Raw genomic sequence first — 13,746 nt, forward strand, 5'->3', positions numbered from 1 at the left:
GGACGGTTCTGCAGCACCACATCGCGCACCTTGCCCACCTGGTCGCCACTGGCGTCCAGCATCGGCAGTCCCTTGATCCGGGACACGAAGATCGACGAGCTGGTCACCCTGGGAGGTTAGCGCCTCACCCCCGCTGCGGCCGACCCTCGGACGCCGCTTCCCGGCGAAGTCGACGAGTCAGTGCGACTCAGGTGGCTTCGACGTCGAAGGGCGGTAGCGGCCGTTCAGCCGCGGGCACCTCCGGTTCGGCCTCGGGCACCGCGTCCGGGGCCCCGGTGATCGCGTCGTCCAGACTGGTCCGCGCACCGCGCATCTCGGCCGCCACCGAGTCGAGTTCCGCGGTGGCGTCCGGGCCCAGATGCTTGGCGACGAACGCCTTCGGGTTCAGATCGGAGAGTTGCAGATTCGCATACTCGGGCCCCAGTTCCTCGCGCAACCGGCCTTGGGCATCGTTCGCGATACGCCGGACGTAGTGCAACACCCGGGCGGTCTTGCGGGCCAGTTCAGGCAGCTTCTCGGGCCCGAACAGGACGATGGCCAACACGAGCAGCAGAACAATCTCGCTCGCGTTGAAATCCATGGCTCACAGGGTAGTGCGAACTGCCCGCACGACCGTTCCCGGTCAGAGACCGGCTGCGTCCAGGATCGCCACGAAGGCGGCCTTCTGCTCGGCCGAGGCCGGCAGCAGCGGAGCACGCAGCACGGCCCGGCGGAAGCCGCGCGCCTCGAGACCGGCCTTCACCAGCATGCAGCCCTGGGTGGCGAACACCCCGGTGAACACCGGCAACAGCGCGGCGTTGTCGACGATGGCGCCGGCCAGGTCACCGGCCAGGAACTTCTCGATCATCACCTTCGCCCGGGCACCGGTGAAATGGGTCGAGGTGCCGACCACGCCGACCCCGCCGACGGCCAGCAGCGGCAGGGTGAGGGCGTCGTCGCCGGAGTAGTAGTGCAGCCCGGTCGCGGCGATCACGGTGGCCGAGGCGACCAGGTCGCCCTTGGCGTCCTTGACCGCGACGATCCGCGGATGGCCGGCCAGTTCGATCAGGGTGGCCGTCTGGATCGGGACGCCGGCCCGGTGCGGGATGTCGTACAGCATCATCGGCAGCTCGGTGGCGTCCGCGACCGCTCGGAAGTGGGCCGCGATCGCGTCCTGCGGGGGCTTGGAGTAGTAGGGGGTCACCACCAGCAGACCGGACGCCCCGGCGTCCGCGGCCTGCCGGGCCAGTTCGATGGTGTGCCGGGTGTCGTTGCTGCCGACCCCGGCGACCACCTGGGCACGGTCGCCGATCTCGTCCACCACGGCGGCGACAAGTTCGGCCTTCTCGGCGTCGGTGGTGGTCGGCGATTCACCGGTGGTGCCGTTGATCACCAGGGCGTCGTTGTGCTGCACATCCACCAGGTGGGCGGCGAGCTTTCGGGCCTCTGCCAGGTCGACCGTGCCGTCCGGGTGGAACGGGGTGACCATCGCGGTGAGCAGGCGGCCGAAGACAGGCTGGGACATGGCCGCAGTGTAACGGCGTCCCACCCGGGGCGCCCGTACCCGCACCTGCCGGCAGTGCTTCGATAGGCTGACCCTGTGAGTCCTGCATCGCGCTCAGCCAAGGCTGCCACCCCGTCTCCGTCCTGGGCATTCTCGGAGTCGTTCGTTCCCGACGACGACACCATGCGGCTGGCCCGCGCCGCGAGCCGCCAACTGGCCCTGACACCGGCCAGCCAGGGCGTCACCTCGGCGCTCACCTTCTTCGCCCGGCTGATCAGCGCGCGGGCGGTGGTCGAGATCGGCACCGGCGCCGGCGTTTCGGGTCTGGCCCTGCTGCGCGGCATGGCCTCCGACGGCATCCTCACCTCGATCGACCTGGAGACCGAGCATCAGGTGGCCGCGCGGCAGATCTTCGCCGCCGAAGGCGTCCCGCCCCGGCGCGCCCGGCTGATCGCCGGTTCGGCGCTCAACGTGCTGCCCAAGCTGAGTGACGGCGCCTACGACATGGTGGTCGTCGACGGCGACCCGCTGGAGTTCGTCGAGTACGTCGACCAGTCGCAGCGGCTGCTCCGCAGCGGCGGCCTGCTGGTGCTGCATCACGCCTTGTGGAAGGGCCTCCTCGCCGAGGAAACCAACGAGGACGACGAGACCCTGATCATTCGCGAAGCGCTGCAGGCCGTCCGCGACATGGAGGGCTTCACCGCCACCCTGCTGCCCGTCGGCGACGGCCTCCTGGTCGCCGTCAAGGCCTGAGCCTCCTCCCCTTCCGGCCGTCCGGCCCCTCAAGCCCTCCCTAACTAGTTCTGCCCTCCCACATGCGGGAGGGCAGAACTAGTTAGGGAGGGCTTTGTGCGTCGCGGGAGCCGCTCGGACGCCGGAACGGCCGGCCCGGGGGTCCGGGCCGGCCGTCGGGCACTGCTGGGAGTCGGTTACGGGCTGGGGATCGGGAAGCTCTTCGGCACCACGGTCACGCCGTCCTCGACGAAGAAGCCGCGCGCCTTGTCGTGCTCGGGGTCGACGCCGATCTCGACGCCGTCCGGCACGTGCACGTTCTTGTCCAGGATGGCCCGCCGGACGACCGCGTTGCGACCGATCCGGCAGCCCGGGAAGACGATCGACTCTTCGACCTTGGCCCACTTGTCGACGACCACGTTCGGCGACAGCACCGAGCGGTCGACGTCGCCGCCGGAGATGATGCAACCGGCGCTGACGATGGAGTCCTCGGCGTTGCCGCGCAGGGTGAACTTGGCACCCGGAGCCTGCACCTGCTCGGTGAACATCGGCCACTTGCGGTTGTACAGGTTGAAGTCGGGATCGACCGAGATCAGGTCCATGTGGGCGGCGTGGTAGGCCTGGATGGTACCTACGTCGCGCCAGTAGTTGATGTCGCGTTCGGTGGCACCCGGCACCTCGTTGCGGGTGAAGTCGTACACCCCGGCACGGCCGGCATTGACGAAGTCGGGGACGATGTTGCCGCCCATGTCGTGCTTGGTGTCGGACGCGGCATCGTCATTGAGCGCCTCGACGAACGCCTTGCGGGTGAACACGTAGTTGCCCATCGACGCGAACGACTCCTCCGGGCTGTCGGGCAGCCCGGGCGGATCGGCCGGCTTCTCCAGGAAGCTCTTGATCTTGGCGTTCGCGTCGGCGTCGATGACGCCGAATGCGGTCGCCTCCTGACGCGGCACCCGGATGCCCGCCACGGTGCAGTCCAGCCCGGAGTTGATGTGCGCCTGCAGCATCTGCGAGACGTCCATCCGGTAGATGTTGTCCGCGCCGAACACCACGACGTAGTCGGGATCTTCGTCGTTGATCAGGTTCATCGACTGGTAGATGGCGTCCGCACTGCCCTGGAACCACTGCTTGCCGGTGCGCTGCTGCGCCGGCACCGAGGTCACATAGCTGCCCAGCATCGGCGACAGCCGCCAGGTGACGGCGATGTGCCGGTCGAGGGAGTGCGACTTGTACTGGGTCAGCACGCAGATCTTGGTCAGGTCGGAGTTGACGAGGTTGGAGAGGACGAAGTCGATCAGCCGGTAGGTGCCACCGAAGGGCACCGCAGGTTTGGCTCGATCGGCCGTGAGTGGCATCAGGCGCTTGCCCTCACCGCCCGCCAGGACGATGGAGAGAACGGTCGGGTTGCTCATGATCCGAACATAGAGCCCCCCGCACCTGTGGGACAGTCCCACGGAGGAAATTCTCAGGCGAGTCGCGCGCCCACGGCGTCCGGGCTACGGAACATTCGGCGCTCGAGTGTCCCGGCAGCGGCTCAGCCCCTCCCCTGGTGCGGGCTCGGTGTGCAACGATCCCTGCATGTCACTGCGTGTATCCATCCTCACTCGTGAGTATCCGCCGCACATCTACGGGGGCGCCGGCGTCCACGTCGGTCAGCTGGTCCCGCAACTACGCAAGTTCACCGAGTCCGTCGACGTCCAATGCATGGGAGAGCCGCGCGAAGGTGCGACGGCACATGCCGAGGACTACCCGGCCGGTGCCAACGCCGCCCTGCGCGTCCTGGGCGCCGACGTCTCGATGGCAGCCGCCATCCCCGAGGTCGACGTCATCCATTCGCACACCTGGTACGCCCAGTTCGCCGGTATCGTCGCCGGCCACTTCCAGGACGTGCCGCACGTCGTCACCGCGCACTCGCTGGAGCCCGACCGCCCCTGGAAGGTCGAGCAGTTGGGCGGCGGCTACCGGGTCAGCTCGTGGATCGAGAAGACCGCCTTCACCCAGGCCGACGCCGTGATCGCGGTGTCGGCGGCGATGATCACCAATATCAGCAACGCCTACCCGTCGATCGATCCGGCCCGCATCCATGTGGTCAAGAACGGCATCGATCCCGAAGAGTTCAAGCCGGACGCCAACACCGACGTGATCGACTCCCTCGGCGTCGACCGCGACAAGCCGATCGTCACCTTCGTCGGCAGGATCACCCGGCAGAAGGGCCTCATCCACCTGGTCCGGGCCGCTCAGCAGTTCGACCCCGACACCCAGGTGCTGCTGCTCGCCGGCGCTCCTGACACGCCGGAGATCGCCGCCGAGTTCGACGGCGCCTTCGCCGAGCTGAACAAGACCCGCAGCGGCGTGAAGTGGGTGCAGGAGATGCTGCCCCGCGCCGCGGTGCGCCAGGTGCTGACCCATTCCACGCTGTTCGCCTGCCCCTCGATCTACGAGCCGCTGGGCATCGTGAACCTGGAGGCGATGGCCTGTGAGATCCCGGTGGTGGCCTCGGCCGTCGGCGGCATCCCCGAGGTGGTCGTCGACGGCGAGACCGGCCTGCTGGTGCCCTACGACCCGGCCCAGGCCGGCGACCCGGAGTTCGTGAAGGACTTCGAGGCGAAGTTCGCCGAGAACGTCAACACGCTCACCCGCGATCGCGACCGGGCGCGCCAGATGGGCCTGGCCGGACGCCAGCGCTGCATCGACGAGTTCAGCTGGGAGAAGATCGCCCAGGAGACCGTGGAGGTCTACGAGAAGGCGATCGCCACCCACAACAGCTGACAGCTGCTCCGACACGACGAAGGCCCCCGGAAGATCCGAGGGCCTTCGTCATTGGCTTGGAAAGCGGCGCGCTCAGGCAGGGTTGACGACACCCGTCAGTGCTTCGAGGAGCTCGGCCGCCTCGGCCGCGTTCATCTCGATGACCAAACGTCCGCCGCCCTCGGCCGGGATTCGCATGGCGATCACGCGCCCTTCCTTGGCCACCTCGATGGGCCCGTCACCGGTCCGCGGCTTCATTGCTGCCATTGCTCACCCTCGTTCTAGTTGGGGACTTACGGGGCCATTATTCCAGAACCCCGTCGCGGTTGCCCGGAAGCTGCCCTAGCCTGCTCACCTATCGCCGGCAACGAATCGGTCCGGACGGCTGCTCGACCCGCGCCCGGGCGCGGTCAGCGCCGCTGGTCGCTCTCACCCGCCGGACGGAAGAACGCGGGGCGCTCGTCGTCGGAGCCGATCGGTACCTGCGACGCCGCAGGATCGGGATCGGCGTCCGGGACGATGTCAGCACGGGGCGCTAGAGGCTCCGTCTCAGCGGTTGGTACGACCGTCTCAGTCGGGGTGAACGCGGGGGCCGCGGCTGCGGTCTCGGCACCGGCCGATGGGACGTCCGGTGCCCGAGGGGGCAGCTGCGTCCGGGAAGGTGCCGCGTCGAGTTGCCGGGCCAGCCGGTCGAGCAGGCCGTCCACCTGGTCCATCGAATAGCCGCGCGGGACGACCGCGAACCGCAGGGCGCGCAGGTCGTCACCGGTGACCACCCCGGTCGGCACATGCGGACGCGGCGTGTCGGTCACCGTCCCGGGCAGTTCACCCAGCCGTCCGGACGCCGCCACGGCCGCCAGGCCGAGAACCGCCACGGCGATCATCCACAACACCCATTCCATCTCCATGCCTCCGGTCAGGTTCCGTTGCCGGTCGCACCCGCGCCGGTCACCCAACGGATCGCCTCGTCGACGTTGTCGGTGACCATCACCAGGTCGAGATCCACCTCTGAGACGTATCCACCGGCCAGCACCGAGGAGCGGATCCAGTCCAGCAGCGGCTGCCAGAACTCGGTGCCGAACAAGACGATCGGGAACGAGGTGACCTTACGGGTCTGCACCAGTGTCAGCGCCTCGAACAGCTCGTCGAAGGTGCCGAATCCACCCGGCATCACGATGAACCCCTGGGAGTACTTGAGGAACATCACCTTGCGGGCGAAGAAGTAGCGGAAGTTGATGCCGAGGGTGACGTGCTTGTTCAGCGACTGCTCGAACGGCAACTCGATGCCGAGCCCGACCGACACCCCGCCCGCTTGTGCGGCGCCCTTGTTGACCGCCTCCATGATGCCCGGACCGCCGCCGGTGATCGCGCTGTAGCCGGCGTGCGCCAGGCCGCGTCCGATCTCAACCCCGGCCTGCCAGACCGGGCTGGCCTTCGGCGTCCGCGCCGAGCCGAAGACGCCGATCGCCGGACCGAGTTCGGCGAGGGTGCTGAAGCCCTCGACGAACTCAGCCTGAATGCGCAGGATGCGCCATTGGTCGCTGTGGATCCAGCCCGCGTCGCCCTTGCCGGCCAGCAGCCGCTGATCGGTGGTGGTCGGTTGAACCTGCCCCTCACGCCGGATCACCGGGCCCTGGGTGCGCGTGCGCTTGCTCACGCCCGCCAGCGTAGTGGGGGCGCTTCGTCAGCGGCCCCAGGATTCCATCGCGTCGGTGTTCAATGCCCGGCCCAGAGCCGCCACCCGGGCCTGATCGGGCAACAGGTAGCTCAAGCCCGCGTCCGTCACGCCCGCGCCGGCAGTCGGCAGCTTGATCGTCTCCGGACGTTGCTGGGTGGACAGCAGCCGCACGTCGACGAAGAGTTCGACCAGGGCACGGGCGTCCAGCCCGGAGTCCACCACGATGTCGCCGGCCAGCTGATCGAGCACCGCCTTCACCGTTCCCGGGTTGAGCAGCGCCTTGCTGGTCAGCAGCCGTTCGACGATGCCCTGCAGGACCAGCCGCTGGCTCTCCTCACGATCGATACCGCCGATGTTGGTGTCGTCCTGACGGACGAAGGCCAGCGCGCCCGGGCCGGTGAGGGTGATCGGGCCACGTACGAAGGTGTACTCACCGGTGGTTGCCTGGACCGGGTTGTTGACCGGCACCCCTCCCAGCATGTCGATCAGCCGGGACATGCCCTCCAGCCGGGTCAGTGCGACGTGATCGATCCGGATGCCGAGCAGGCTCTCCACGGACTGGACGACCGACGCGGGCCCGCCGTCGGTGTAACGGCGACTCAGCCGCTGTCTGCTGCCGTCGACAGAGGTCACCATCAGGTTGCGCGGCAACGAGACGACGTCCACCCGCTCACGGGCGCTGTCGATGTGCACCACCAGCAGGACGGTGGCGGAGGCTCGCGGCTGCTGCCCGTCGTCACCGACCAGCAGCAGGTTGAGCGATCCCGGTGCCCCGGGGCTGCCGGCCGCGTCCCGCACGGGCAGCAGCGACGGGCTGCGGTGGATGCCGGAGGCCGACAGCCAGAGCGACCCGACGGCCGCACCCGCGACGATGATCACGGCGAGAAGGCACGCGAGCACACCGGTGCCCACGCGCAGGAACATCCGGACGCCGCGGCTGCGCGGGCGCGTCCGGGAATAGGCAAGTAGGTCGCTGATGGTCCGATCCCCCCGGCCGGCTCATGCACAATGCGCCGCGGTTTCCCTCCCGAAGAAACCGTCGGCGAGAAATCAGCGTACATGGCGCCGGATCGCTGACCGGCGACTGCCGGCCGATCGGGCAATCCACGCTCAACTGAGCCAGCGCAGCACCGCGTCGTGGCAGGTGACCAGATCGGACACCGGGCAGAACTCGTCGTCGGCGTGCGCCTTGGACGGGTCACCGGGCCCGAAATTGACCGCCGGAATGCCGAGGGCGGAGAACCGGGCGACGTCGGTCCAGCCGAATTTGGCGGACGGCTCGCCACCGACGGCGGCCAGGAAAGCGGCCGCGGCCGGACGGTCCAGGCCGGGTCGGGCGCCCGCGGCCGCATCGGTGAAGGTCAGTTCGTAGCCGTCCAGAACCTCGCGGCAGTACTGCTGCGCCTCCTCGACGCTGCGGTGCGGCGCGAACCGGTAGTTGACCGTGATCGTGCAGCGGTCGGGAATCACATTGCCGGCGATGCCACCCTCGATGGCGACCGCGTTGAGCCCCTCGTGGTAGCGCAGCCCGTCGACCTCGGGTTGCTCGGGGACGTGGGCGGCGAGCCGGGCCAGCACGTCGGTCGCGTCGTGAATGGCGTTGTGCCCCATCCAGGCGCGGGCCGAATGGGCGGCGCGTCCGGTGGTGGTGACGCTGAACCGCAGCGTGCCCTGACAACCGCCCTCGACGCGGGCGCTGGTCGGCTCCATCAGAACGGCGAAGTCACCCGCCAGCAGTTCGGGACGGGTGGCAGCGATCCGGGTCAGTGAGTTGGCCGCCGACTCGACCTCCTCGTGGTCGTAGAAGATCCAGGTGAGGTCACTGGACGGCGCCTCGAGTGCGACCGCGGCGGCCAGCATGACCGCCACGCCACCTTTCATGTCACAGCTGCCGCGGCCGTAGATCAGGTCACCCTCGCGCCAGGACGGCAGATTGCCGGCGAGCGGAACGGTGTCGAGGTGTCCCGCGATGACGACTCGCTCGGGCCGGCCGAGCGCCGTCCGGGCGATCACGGTGTCGCCGTCGCGCAGCACGCTCAGGTGCGCGCAGCCGCGCAGTTCTCGTTCGATCTGGTCGGCGAGTTCGCGCTCGTTCCCGCTGACCGATTCGATGTCGACGATCGCACGGAACAGCGCGACCAGGTCGCCGCGGGCATCGAGGGTCATGGGCTGAGCGTAGCGAGGGACGCCGACGTTTCTCGTTCCCCCTGGTGCCGCGAGCAGGGGCCGGCCGGCGGTCGATCCGGTCGGCCGAACTGTCGGAGAGCCCCGCTAGGCTGGCCGCCATGACCGACACCCGCTCAGCCTGGGGCTGGGGCCTGGCCTCCATCCACTCCTCCGGACAGGTGCTCGACACCTGGTTCCCCGACCCGCAGCTCGGCTCCCCCGCCGGTGCCGCCGCCCCGGAACAGCTGACGGCGGCGCAGTCCGACGACGCCGAGCGCGGCGTCCGCACCGAGACCGTGCTGGTCGAGATCGACCTGGACGCCGCCCCGGCATCCACCCCGGACGCCTACCTGCGGCTGCACCTGCTGAGCGCGCGGTTGGTCCGCCCCCGCGAGCTGAATCTGGACGGCATCTTCGGCGTCCTGCCCAACGTGGTCTGGACCTCGGCCGGTCCCTGTGCGGTGGAGGGTTTCGAGCAGGTCCGGGCCGCACTTCGCCTCGGCCGGGGGCAGCTCACCGTCTTCGGTGTCGACAAATTCCCTCGAATGGTCGACTACGTGGTGCCCTCCGGGGTACGGATCGCGGACGCCGACCGGGTCCGCCTGGGTGCGCATCTGGCGTCCGGTACGACGGTGATGCACGAAGGGTTTGTGAACTTCAACGCCGGCACGCTCGGCGCCTCGATGGTCGAGGGCCGGATCTCGGCCGGCGTGATCGTCGGTGACGGCAGCGACATCGGCGGCGGGGCGTCCATCATGGGCACACTGTCGGGCGGCGGCAAAGAGATGGTGACGATCGGCGAACGCTGCCTGCTGGGTGCCGAGTCGGGGCTGGGCATCTCGCTCGGCGACGACTGCACCATCGAGGCGGGGCTGTACGTGACGGCCGGCACCAAGGTCACCCTGCCCGACGGCGCCGTGGTCAAGGCCCGCGAGTTGTCCGGGCGGTCGGGCCTGCTGTTCCTGCGCAACTCACTGACCGGGGCCGTCCAGGTGCGCCCGAAGGCCGGCAGCACTTTCGAGTTGAACGCTGCTCTGCACGCGAACTGATGCGCCCCCGCTGGTCTCGCCTCGCCCTGGTGGCGATCGCCCTGCTGGCGATCGTCGGCGGCGTGCTGTGGGGCGGCGCGGTGATCTGGTCGAACGCGACCAAGCAGCCGCTGCCGATGGACGACCAATGCCGCGCCAGTGCCGACGGTGCGAACGTCACGCTCACCCCCGAGCAGGCGGTGAACGCGACGATCATCACGTCGGTGGCACTCAGCCGCGGGTTGCCCGCGCGGGCGGCGACGATCGCGCTGACCACCGCCTATCAGGAGTCGGGCATTCGCAACCTCGACTACGGCCATGCCGACTCGGTCGGGCTGTTCCAGCAACGGCCCAGCCAGGGCTGGGGCACGGTGAAACAGATCATGGATCCGTACTACTCCGCCGGCAAGTTCTACGACGCCCTGGTCCGGGTCAAGAACTGGCGAACGGGCGACATCAACGATGTGGCGCAGGCGGTGCAGCGTTCCGGCCACCCGGACGCCTACCGCAAACATGTCAGCAAGGCGCGGGTGCTCTCCTCGGTGCTGACCGGGAACACCCCGGGCGGGTTCAGCTGCACCATCAACAAGCCTGGCAAGGCCGATCCTGCCGGTACCGCTGCTCTGCTCCGCAAGGCGCTGAAGTCGAAGGTCGAGGTCCGCGCCACCGACGCCGGCGTTGTGGTGTCCGCCAGCAGCGAGAACGTCGCCTGGGCATCGGCGAACCTGGCGATCGCCCATGTCGGTCAGTTCGGCGTTGCCCGGGTCAGCGTCGGCGGCGGCGATTGGGTGCACAGCTCGCACACCCTGGCGTCCTGGTCGGGAATCGGCGGCGGACGCAGCGTGACCATCGGCTTCAAGGCCTAGCCAGCTGCCCGTCGAGCCTCACCGTTGGTCGAGCTTGTCGAGACCAATCCGTCGCAACCGTCATCCCGGGCTCGCCCCGGGATCTCCCTCCGGTCCCCAGCGCCCAGCGTGAGACCTCAGCCGGCAGTGAGGCGCGCCGCCGCGGCAGCGATGCGTTCGTCGGTGGCCGTCAGCCCGACCCGGACGAAGTCGCCCGACTCAGGCCCGTAGAAGTCGCCGGGGGCGACCAGGATGCCGCGCTCGGCGAGCCAATCGACGCTTACCCGGCCCGATTCACCCCGGGTGCACCACAGGTAGAGCGAACCCTCCGAGTGCACCACCCGGAAGCCGGAGGCCTCCAGCGCCGGCCGCAGCAGCGCGCGCCGCCGAAGGTACCGCTCGCGTTGCTCGGCCACATGGTCGCGGTCTCCGAGCAGCGCCACCATCGCCGCCTGGACGGGTGCCGGCACGATGCCACCGGCGTGCTTGCGGAGTTCGCGCAGCCCGCTGACCAGTTCGGCGTCACCGGCCAGGAAACCCGCCCGATAGCCCGCCACGTTGGAGCGCTTGGACAGCGAATGCACTGCCAGCAGCCCCTCCAGCGAACCTTGGTTCACGTCCGGATGCAGCACCGAGACCGGCTCGGCGTCCCAGCCGAACTCGCCGTAACACTCGTCGGAGGCCAGCACGGCCCCGCGTTCACGGCAGTACCGCACCCAAGCGGCCAGCTGATCGGCCGAGAGGATCTCGCCGTGCGGGTTGGCCGGCGAGTTGATCCAGACCAGCCCGGGTCGTAGGTCGGCGATCTGCCCGGGGTCGTCGCAGGGCACCACTTCGGCGCCGACGAGCCGTCCGCCCACTTCGTAGGTCGGGTAGGCGATCCGCGGAATGACGATGGTGTCGCCGGCACCGAGACCCAGCAGATGCGGCAACGCGGCCACGATCTCCTTGGTGCCGATGACCGGCAGCACACCCTCGTCCGCGATCGGCAGGCTGCCCCACCGGTCGGCGAGATAGTCACGGATCGCGGCCCGCAGCGCGGGCGTCCCCCACACCGTCGGATACCCCGGGGCATCGGACGCCTCGGCGAGCGCTCGACGGCCCACCTCGGGGGTGGGATCGACGGGAGTCCCGACTGAAAGGTCGACGATCCCGTCGGGGTGCGCCGAGGCGCGGGCCTTGGCACCCGCCAAGGAGTCCCAGGGGAAATCCGGCAGGCTGCGGTCGCGGAGCTTCACTCGCCCTGCGGCGGCAGCGCGGTCACGACCGGATGATCGGCGTCGATGGGGCCCATCTTCGCCGCGCCACCCGGGGATCCCACGGTGTCGAAGAACTGCACGTTGACGTCGTAGAAGACCTTCTGGTCAGCCGGGACGTCGTCCTCGTAGTAGATGGCCTCGACCGGGCAGACCGGCTCACAGGCGCCGCAGTCGACACACTCGTCCGGCTGGATGTACAACATTCGGTTGCCCTCGTAGATGCAATCCACGGGACATTCCTCCACGCAAGCCAGGTCTTTCACATCGACACAGGGCTGCGTGATGATGTACGTCATCTCGATCCTCTCCGAACCTCGTTGAATCGTGGAACACTCTAGCGTGCACGACTGGGAACAGAGAGGGTGCCCATGGACGCTTTGGACCGTCTGCGGCCCCCGCTCCGGCCGGGCGAACGGGTCAGTTTGCGGCTCACCGAGCCCGCGACGGACCTGATCGGATTCGTGCTCTCGGTGGACCCGCTCACCCTGGAAGACCGGCACGGACGCTCGCATGTGGTGACGCCGGGGACGGTGCTGGCAGCCCGGCGGGTGACGGTGTCGCTGGGACGCGATCCGCGTTCGGCGCCCACCGCGTTGCTGGACGATCTCGCTGCCCGAGCGGGAGTCGCCGGTGAGCCGGAACTGCACCGGATCAGCGACCTATTGGCCGGATGCAGCCCACCCGCCGAGGTGTTCGCCGGACGCGGCGAGTGGTCGGACGGCGGCCTACGGGCCCGGATCGAGGGCGAGTGGCTGACCACGAACGTCACCGATCACGAACTACTGGTGGCACTCGCCTGGTGGGCCACCCGGCAGAACGCCCGCAGCATCCAGGTGCGCCGCTGAACCTCGCGCCGGTTGGTCAAGCCTGTCAGGGCCAGGTGGGACGCGGGGACGGTTCTTTTCGTTCCAACTCTGGAACGCGGGGACGGTTCTTTTCGTTCCACTTCCAGGCCACGTGGACCGAAGGGACGGTTCTTTCGTTCCACTTTTGGCCGTGCTCGCCAAGGTGCCTCGTGCGCTGCCGATCTGGAGTCACTCGTCCGACGGAAGCCTCTGGCCACCGTTGGTCGGACTTGTCGAGATGTCGTGCCCTGACCAACTGAAGCTCCTCGTCCCGGCGGACGCCGGTGTCTTCGTCGACCGGACGGCACGTCAGCCGGGCGAGCGACGGCGCGGCTGCGATCTCGACATCGGTGACCGGTGGCGGGGAACATGTGCTGGTTCGTGTTGTAGCCCGAAATCCAGTCCGCTTTTCCGAAGTCGGTGAGCGATCTCGACATCGGTGCACCGGAACTCTGGACGACCTCACATCCTATGATCCGGTGCCTCCGTTGGTCGAGCTTGTCGAGACCCGTGTTCGGCCGCACGCTCGAATGATCCAAACGGCATGGATGTGTTGTCACGGTGTTGTCAGAAACCACCCTGGTGTTGTCAGTTTCAGAAACCATGCCTGCCGTGGAAGCTTGTCCACGAAAAGTGTCAGACCCGGCCTCCAATGTGGTCTTCATGAATCGGATCACTGGTGTGGCTACGGGATTTATCCCTAACCGGCCGGTGAACAGTTTTTGTCGGTAGCGACGTTTAAGGTCAACGGTATGAGCATCGAGGTAAGCCCAGGGACGGCGGTGGCGGATTTCGCCACCGTGGTGGCCGGCCTGCTCGATGATCTCGACTACGACGCTGTGACGCTACTGCCGGATCGGAAACAGCTTGATCTGGTGGCTGACCTGCTCACGGTGCAGTCGCAGTTGTCGGGTGTGGTGCACACCGTGCTCGGCCAGGTCGACCGTTCCGAGGCGGCG

General features: G+C 68.5%; 17 protein-coding genes. 6 read left to right on the top strand and 11 right to left on the bottom strand.

Features of this window, described 5'->3' with window-relative positions:
- The 3 genes from Q0066_RS07115 to dapA form a co-directional block, all read right to left on the bottom strand.
- Positions 1 to 107 (bottom strand): PRC-barrel domain-containing protein (locus Q0066_RS07115; protein ID WP_366521504.1); only part of this gene is annotated, 107 nt, incomplete at its 3' end.
- Positions 108 to 187: 80 nt separating this feature from the next.
- Complete coding sequence (locus Q0066_RS07120) at positions 188 to 580, bottom strand: sec-independent translocase (protein ID WP_298131516.1); 393 nt, start codon at positions 578 to 580, stop codon at positions 188 to 190.
- Between the two features lie 42 nt (positions 581 to 622).
- Positions 623 to 1,504 (bottom strand): 4-hydroxy-tetrahydrodipicolinate synthase, encoded by an 882-nt coding sequence (gene dapA / locus Q0066_RS07125; RefSeq protein WP_298131518.1) that lies wholly within the window; start codon positions 1,502 to 1,504, stop codon positions 623 to 625.
- 75 nt (positions 1,505 to 1,579) lie between these two features.
- On the opposite strand from dapA, the gene Q0066_RS07130 reads away from it, so the two are divergent.
- Positions 1,580 to 2,236 (top strand): O-methyltransferase, encoded by a 657-nt coding sequence (locus tag Q0066_RS07130; protein WP_298131520.1) that lies wholly within the window; start codon positions 1,580 to 1,582, stop codon positions 2,234 to 2,236.
- A 176-nt stretch (positions 2,237 to 2,412) separates the two neighbouring features.
- On the opposite strand, the gene glgC is transcribed toward Q0066_RS07130, so the two are convergent.
- On the bottom strand, positions 2,413 to 3,630 hold the full coding sequence (glgC, locus tag Q0066_RS07135; protein ID WP_298131521.1) for a glucose-1-phosphate adenylyltransferase: 1,218 nt from the start codon (positions 3,628 to 3,630) through the stop codon (positions 2,413 to 2,415).
- A 172-nt stretch (positions 3,631 to 3,802) separates the two neighbouring features.
- Here glgC and glgA point away from each other — a divergent pair, with 172 nt between their 5' ends.
- On the top strand, positions 3,803 to 4,987 hold the full coding sequence (glgA, locus tag Q0066_RS07140; RefSeq protein WP_298131545.1) for a glycogen synthase: 1,185 nt from the start codon (positions 3,803 to 3,805) through the stop codon (positions 4,985 to 4,987).
- Positions 4,988 to 5,059: 72 nt separating this feature from the next.
- On the opposite strand, the gene Q0066_RS07145 is transcribed toward glgA, so the two are convergent.
- The 5 genes from Q0066_RS07145 to dapE form a co-directional block, all read right to left on the bottom strand.
- Positions 5,060 to 5,233: a DUF3117 domain-containing protein gene (locus Q0066_RS07145; protein ID WP_298131522.1), complete on the bottom strand. Its 174-nt coding sequence runs from the start codon at positions 5,231 to 5,233 to the stop codon at positions 5,060 to 5,062.
- 143 nt (positions 5,234 to 5,376) lie between these two features.
- Entirely contained in the window at positions 5,377 to 5,868 is a 492-nt protein-coding gene (locus tag Q0066_RS07150; protein ID WP_298131524.1) for a DivIVA domain-containing protein, read from the bottom strand.
- A 14-nt stretch (positions 5,869 to 5,882) separates the two neighbouring features.
- The gene (locus tag Q0066_RS07155) at positions 5,883 to 6,623 is read right to left on the bottom strand and encodes a TIGR00730 family Rossman fold protein (protein ID WP_298131526.1); all 741 of its coding nucleotides are present in this window, start codon (positions 6,621 to 6,623) and stop codon (positions 5,883 to 5,885) included.
- A gap of 27 nt (positions 6,624 to 6,650) precedes the next feature.
- The gene (locus Q0066_RS07160) at positions 6,651 to 7,568 is read right to left on the bottom strand and encodes an LCP family protein (RefSeq protein ID WP_298131528.1); all 918 of its coding nucleotides are present in this window, start codon (positions 7,566 to 7,568) and stop codon (positions 6,651 to 6,653) included.
- 186 nt (positions 7,569 to 7,754) lie between these two features.
- On the bottom strand, positions 7,755 to 8,810 hold the full coding sequence (gene dapE, locus Q0066_RS07165) for a succinyl-diaminopimelate desuccinylase (protein ID WP_298131530.1): 1,056 nt from the start codon (positions 8,808 to 8,810) through the stop codon (positions 7,755 to 7,757).
- 119 nt (positions 8,811 to 8,929) lie between these two features.
- Here dapE and dapD point away from each other — a divergent pair, with 119 nt between their 5' ends.
- Complete coding sequence (gene dapD / locus Q0066_RS07170) at positions 8,930 to 9,859, top strand: 2,3,4,5-tetrahydropyridine-2,6-dicarboxylate N-succinyltransferase (RefSeq protein ID WP_298131532.1); 930 nt, start codon at positions 8,930 to 8,932, stop codon at positions 9,857 to 9,859.
- Positions 9,860 to 9,888: 29 nt separating this feature from the next.
- The gene (locus tag Q0066_RS07175; RefSeq protein WP_298131535.1) at positions 9,889 to 10,704 is read left to right on the top strand and encodes a hypothetical protein; all 816 of its coding nucleotides are present in this window, start codon (positions 9,889 to 9,891) and stop codon (positions 10,702 to 10,704) included.
- Positions 10,705 to 10,820: 116 nt separating this feature from the next.
- On the opposite strand, the gene dapC is transcribed toward Q0066_RS07175, so the two are convergent.
- Both dapC and fdxA read right to left on the bottom strand, forming a co-directional pair.
- The gene (gene dapC, locus Q0066_RS07180) at positions 10,821 to 11,921 is read right to left on the bottom strand and encodes a succinyldiaminopimelate transaminase (protein WP_298131536.1); all 1,101 of its coding nucleotides are present in this window, start codon (positions 11,919 to 11,921) and stop codon (positions 10,821 to 10,823) included.
- Positions 11,918 to 12,238, bottom strand: a complete 321-nt coding sequence (gene fdxA, locus Q0066_RS07185) for a ferredoxin (protein ID WP_298131538.1) — start codon at positions 12,236 to 12,238, stop codon at positions 11,918 to 11,920. The genes dapC and fdxA overlap by 4 nt, the downstream gene beginning before the upstream one ends.
- Positions 12,239 to 12,310: 72 nt before the next feature.
- Here fdxA and Q0066_RS07190 point away from each other — a divergent pair, with 72 nt between their 5' ends.
- Complete coding sequence (locus Q0066_RS07190) at positions 12,311 to 12,787, top strand: hypothetical protein (RefSeq protein ID WP_298131539.1); 477 nt, start codon at positions 12,311 to 12,313, stop codon at positions 12,785 to 12,787.
- 752 nt (positions 12,788 to 13,539) lie between these two features.
- The coding region (locus tag Q0066_RS07195; protein ID WP_298131541.1) for a hypothetical protein at positions 13,540 to 13,746 on the top strand (207 nt) is incomplete at its 3' end.

The organism is Micropruina sp. (assembly GCF_027492755.1).
Classification (GTDB): Bacteria; Actinomycetota; Actinomycetes; order Propionibacteriales; family Propionibacteriaceae; genus Micropruina.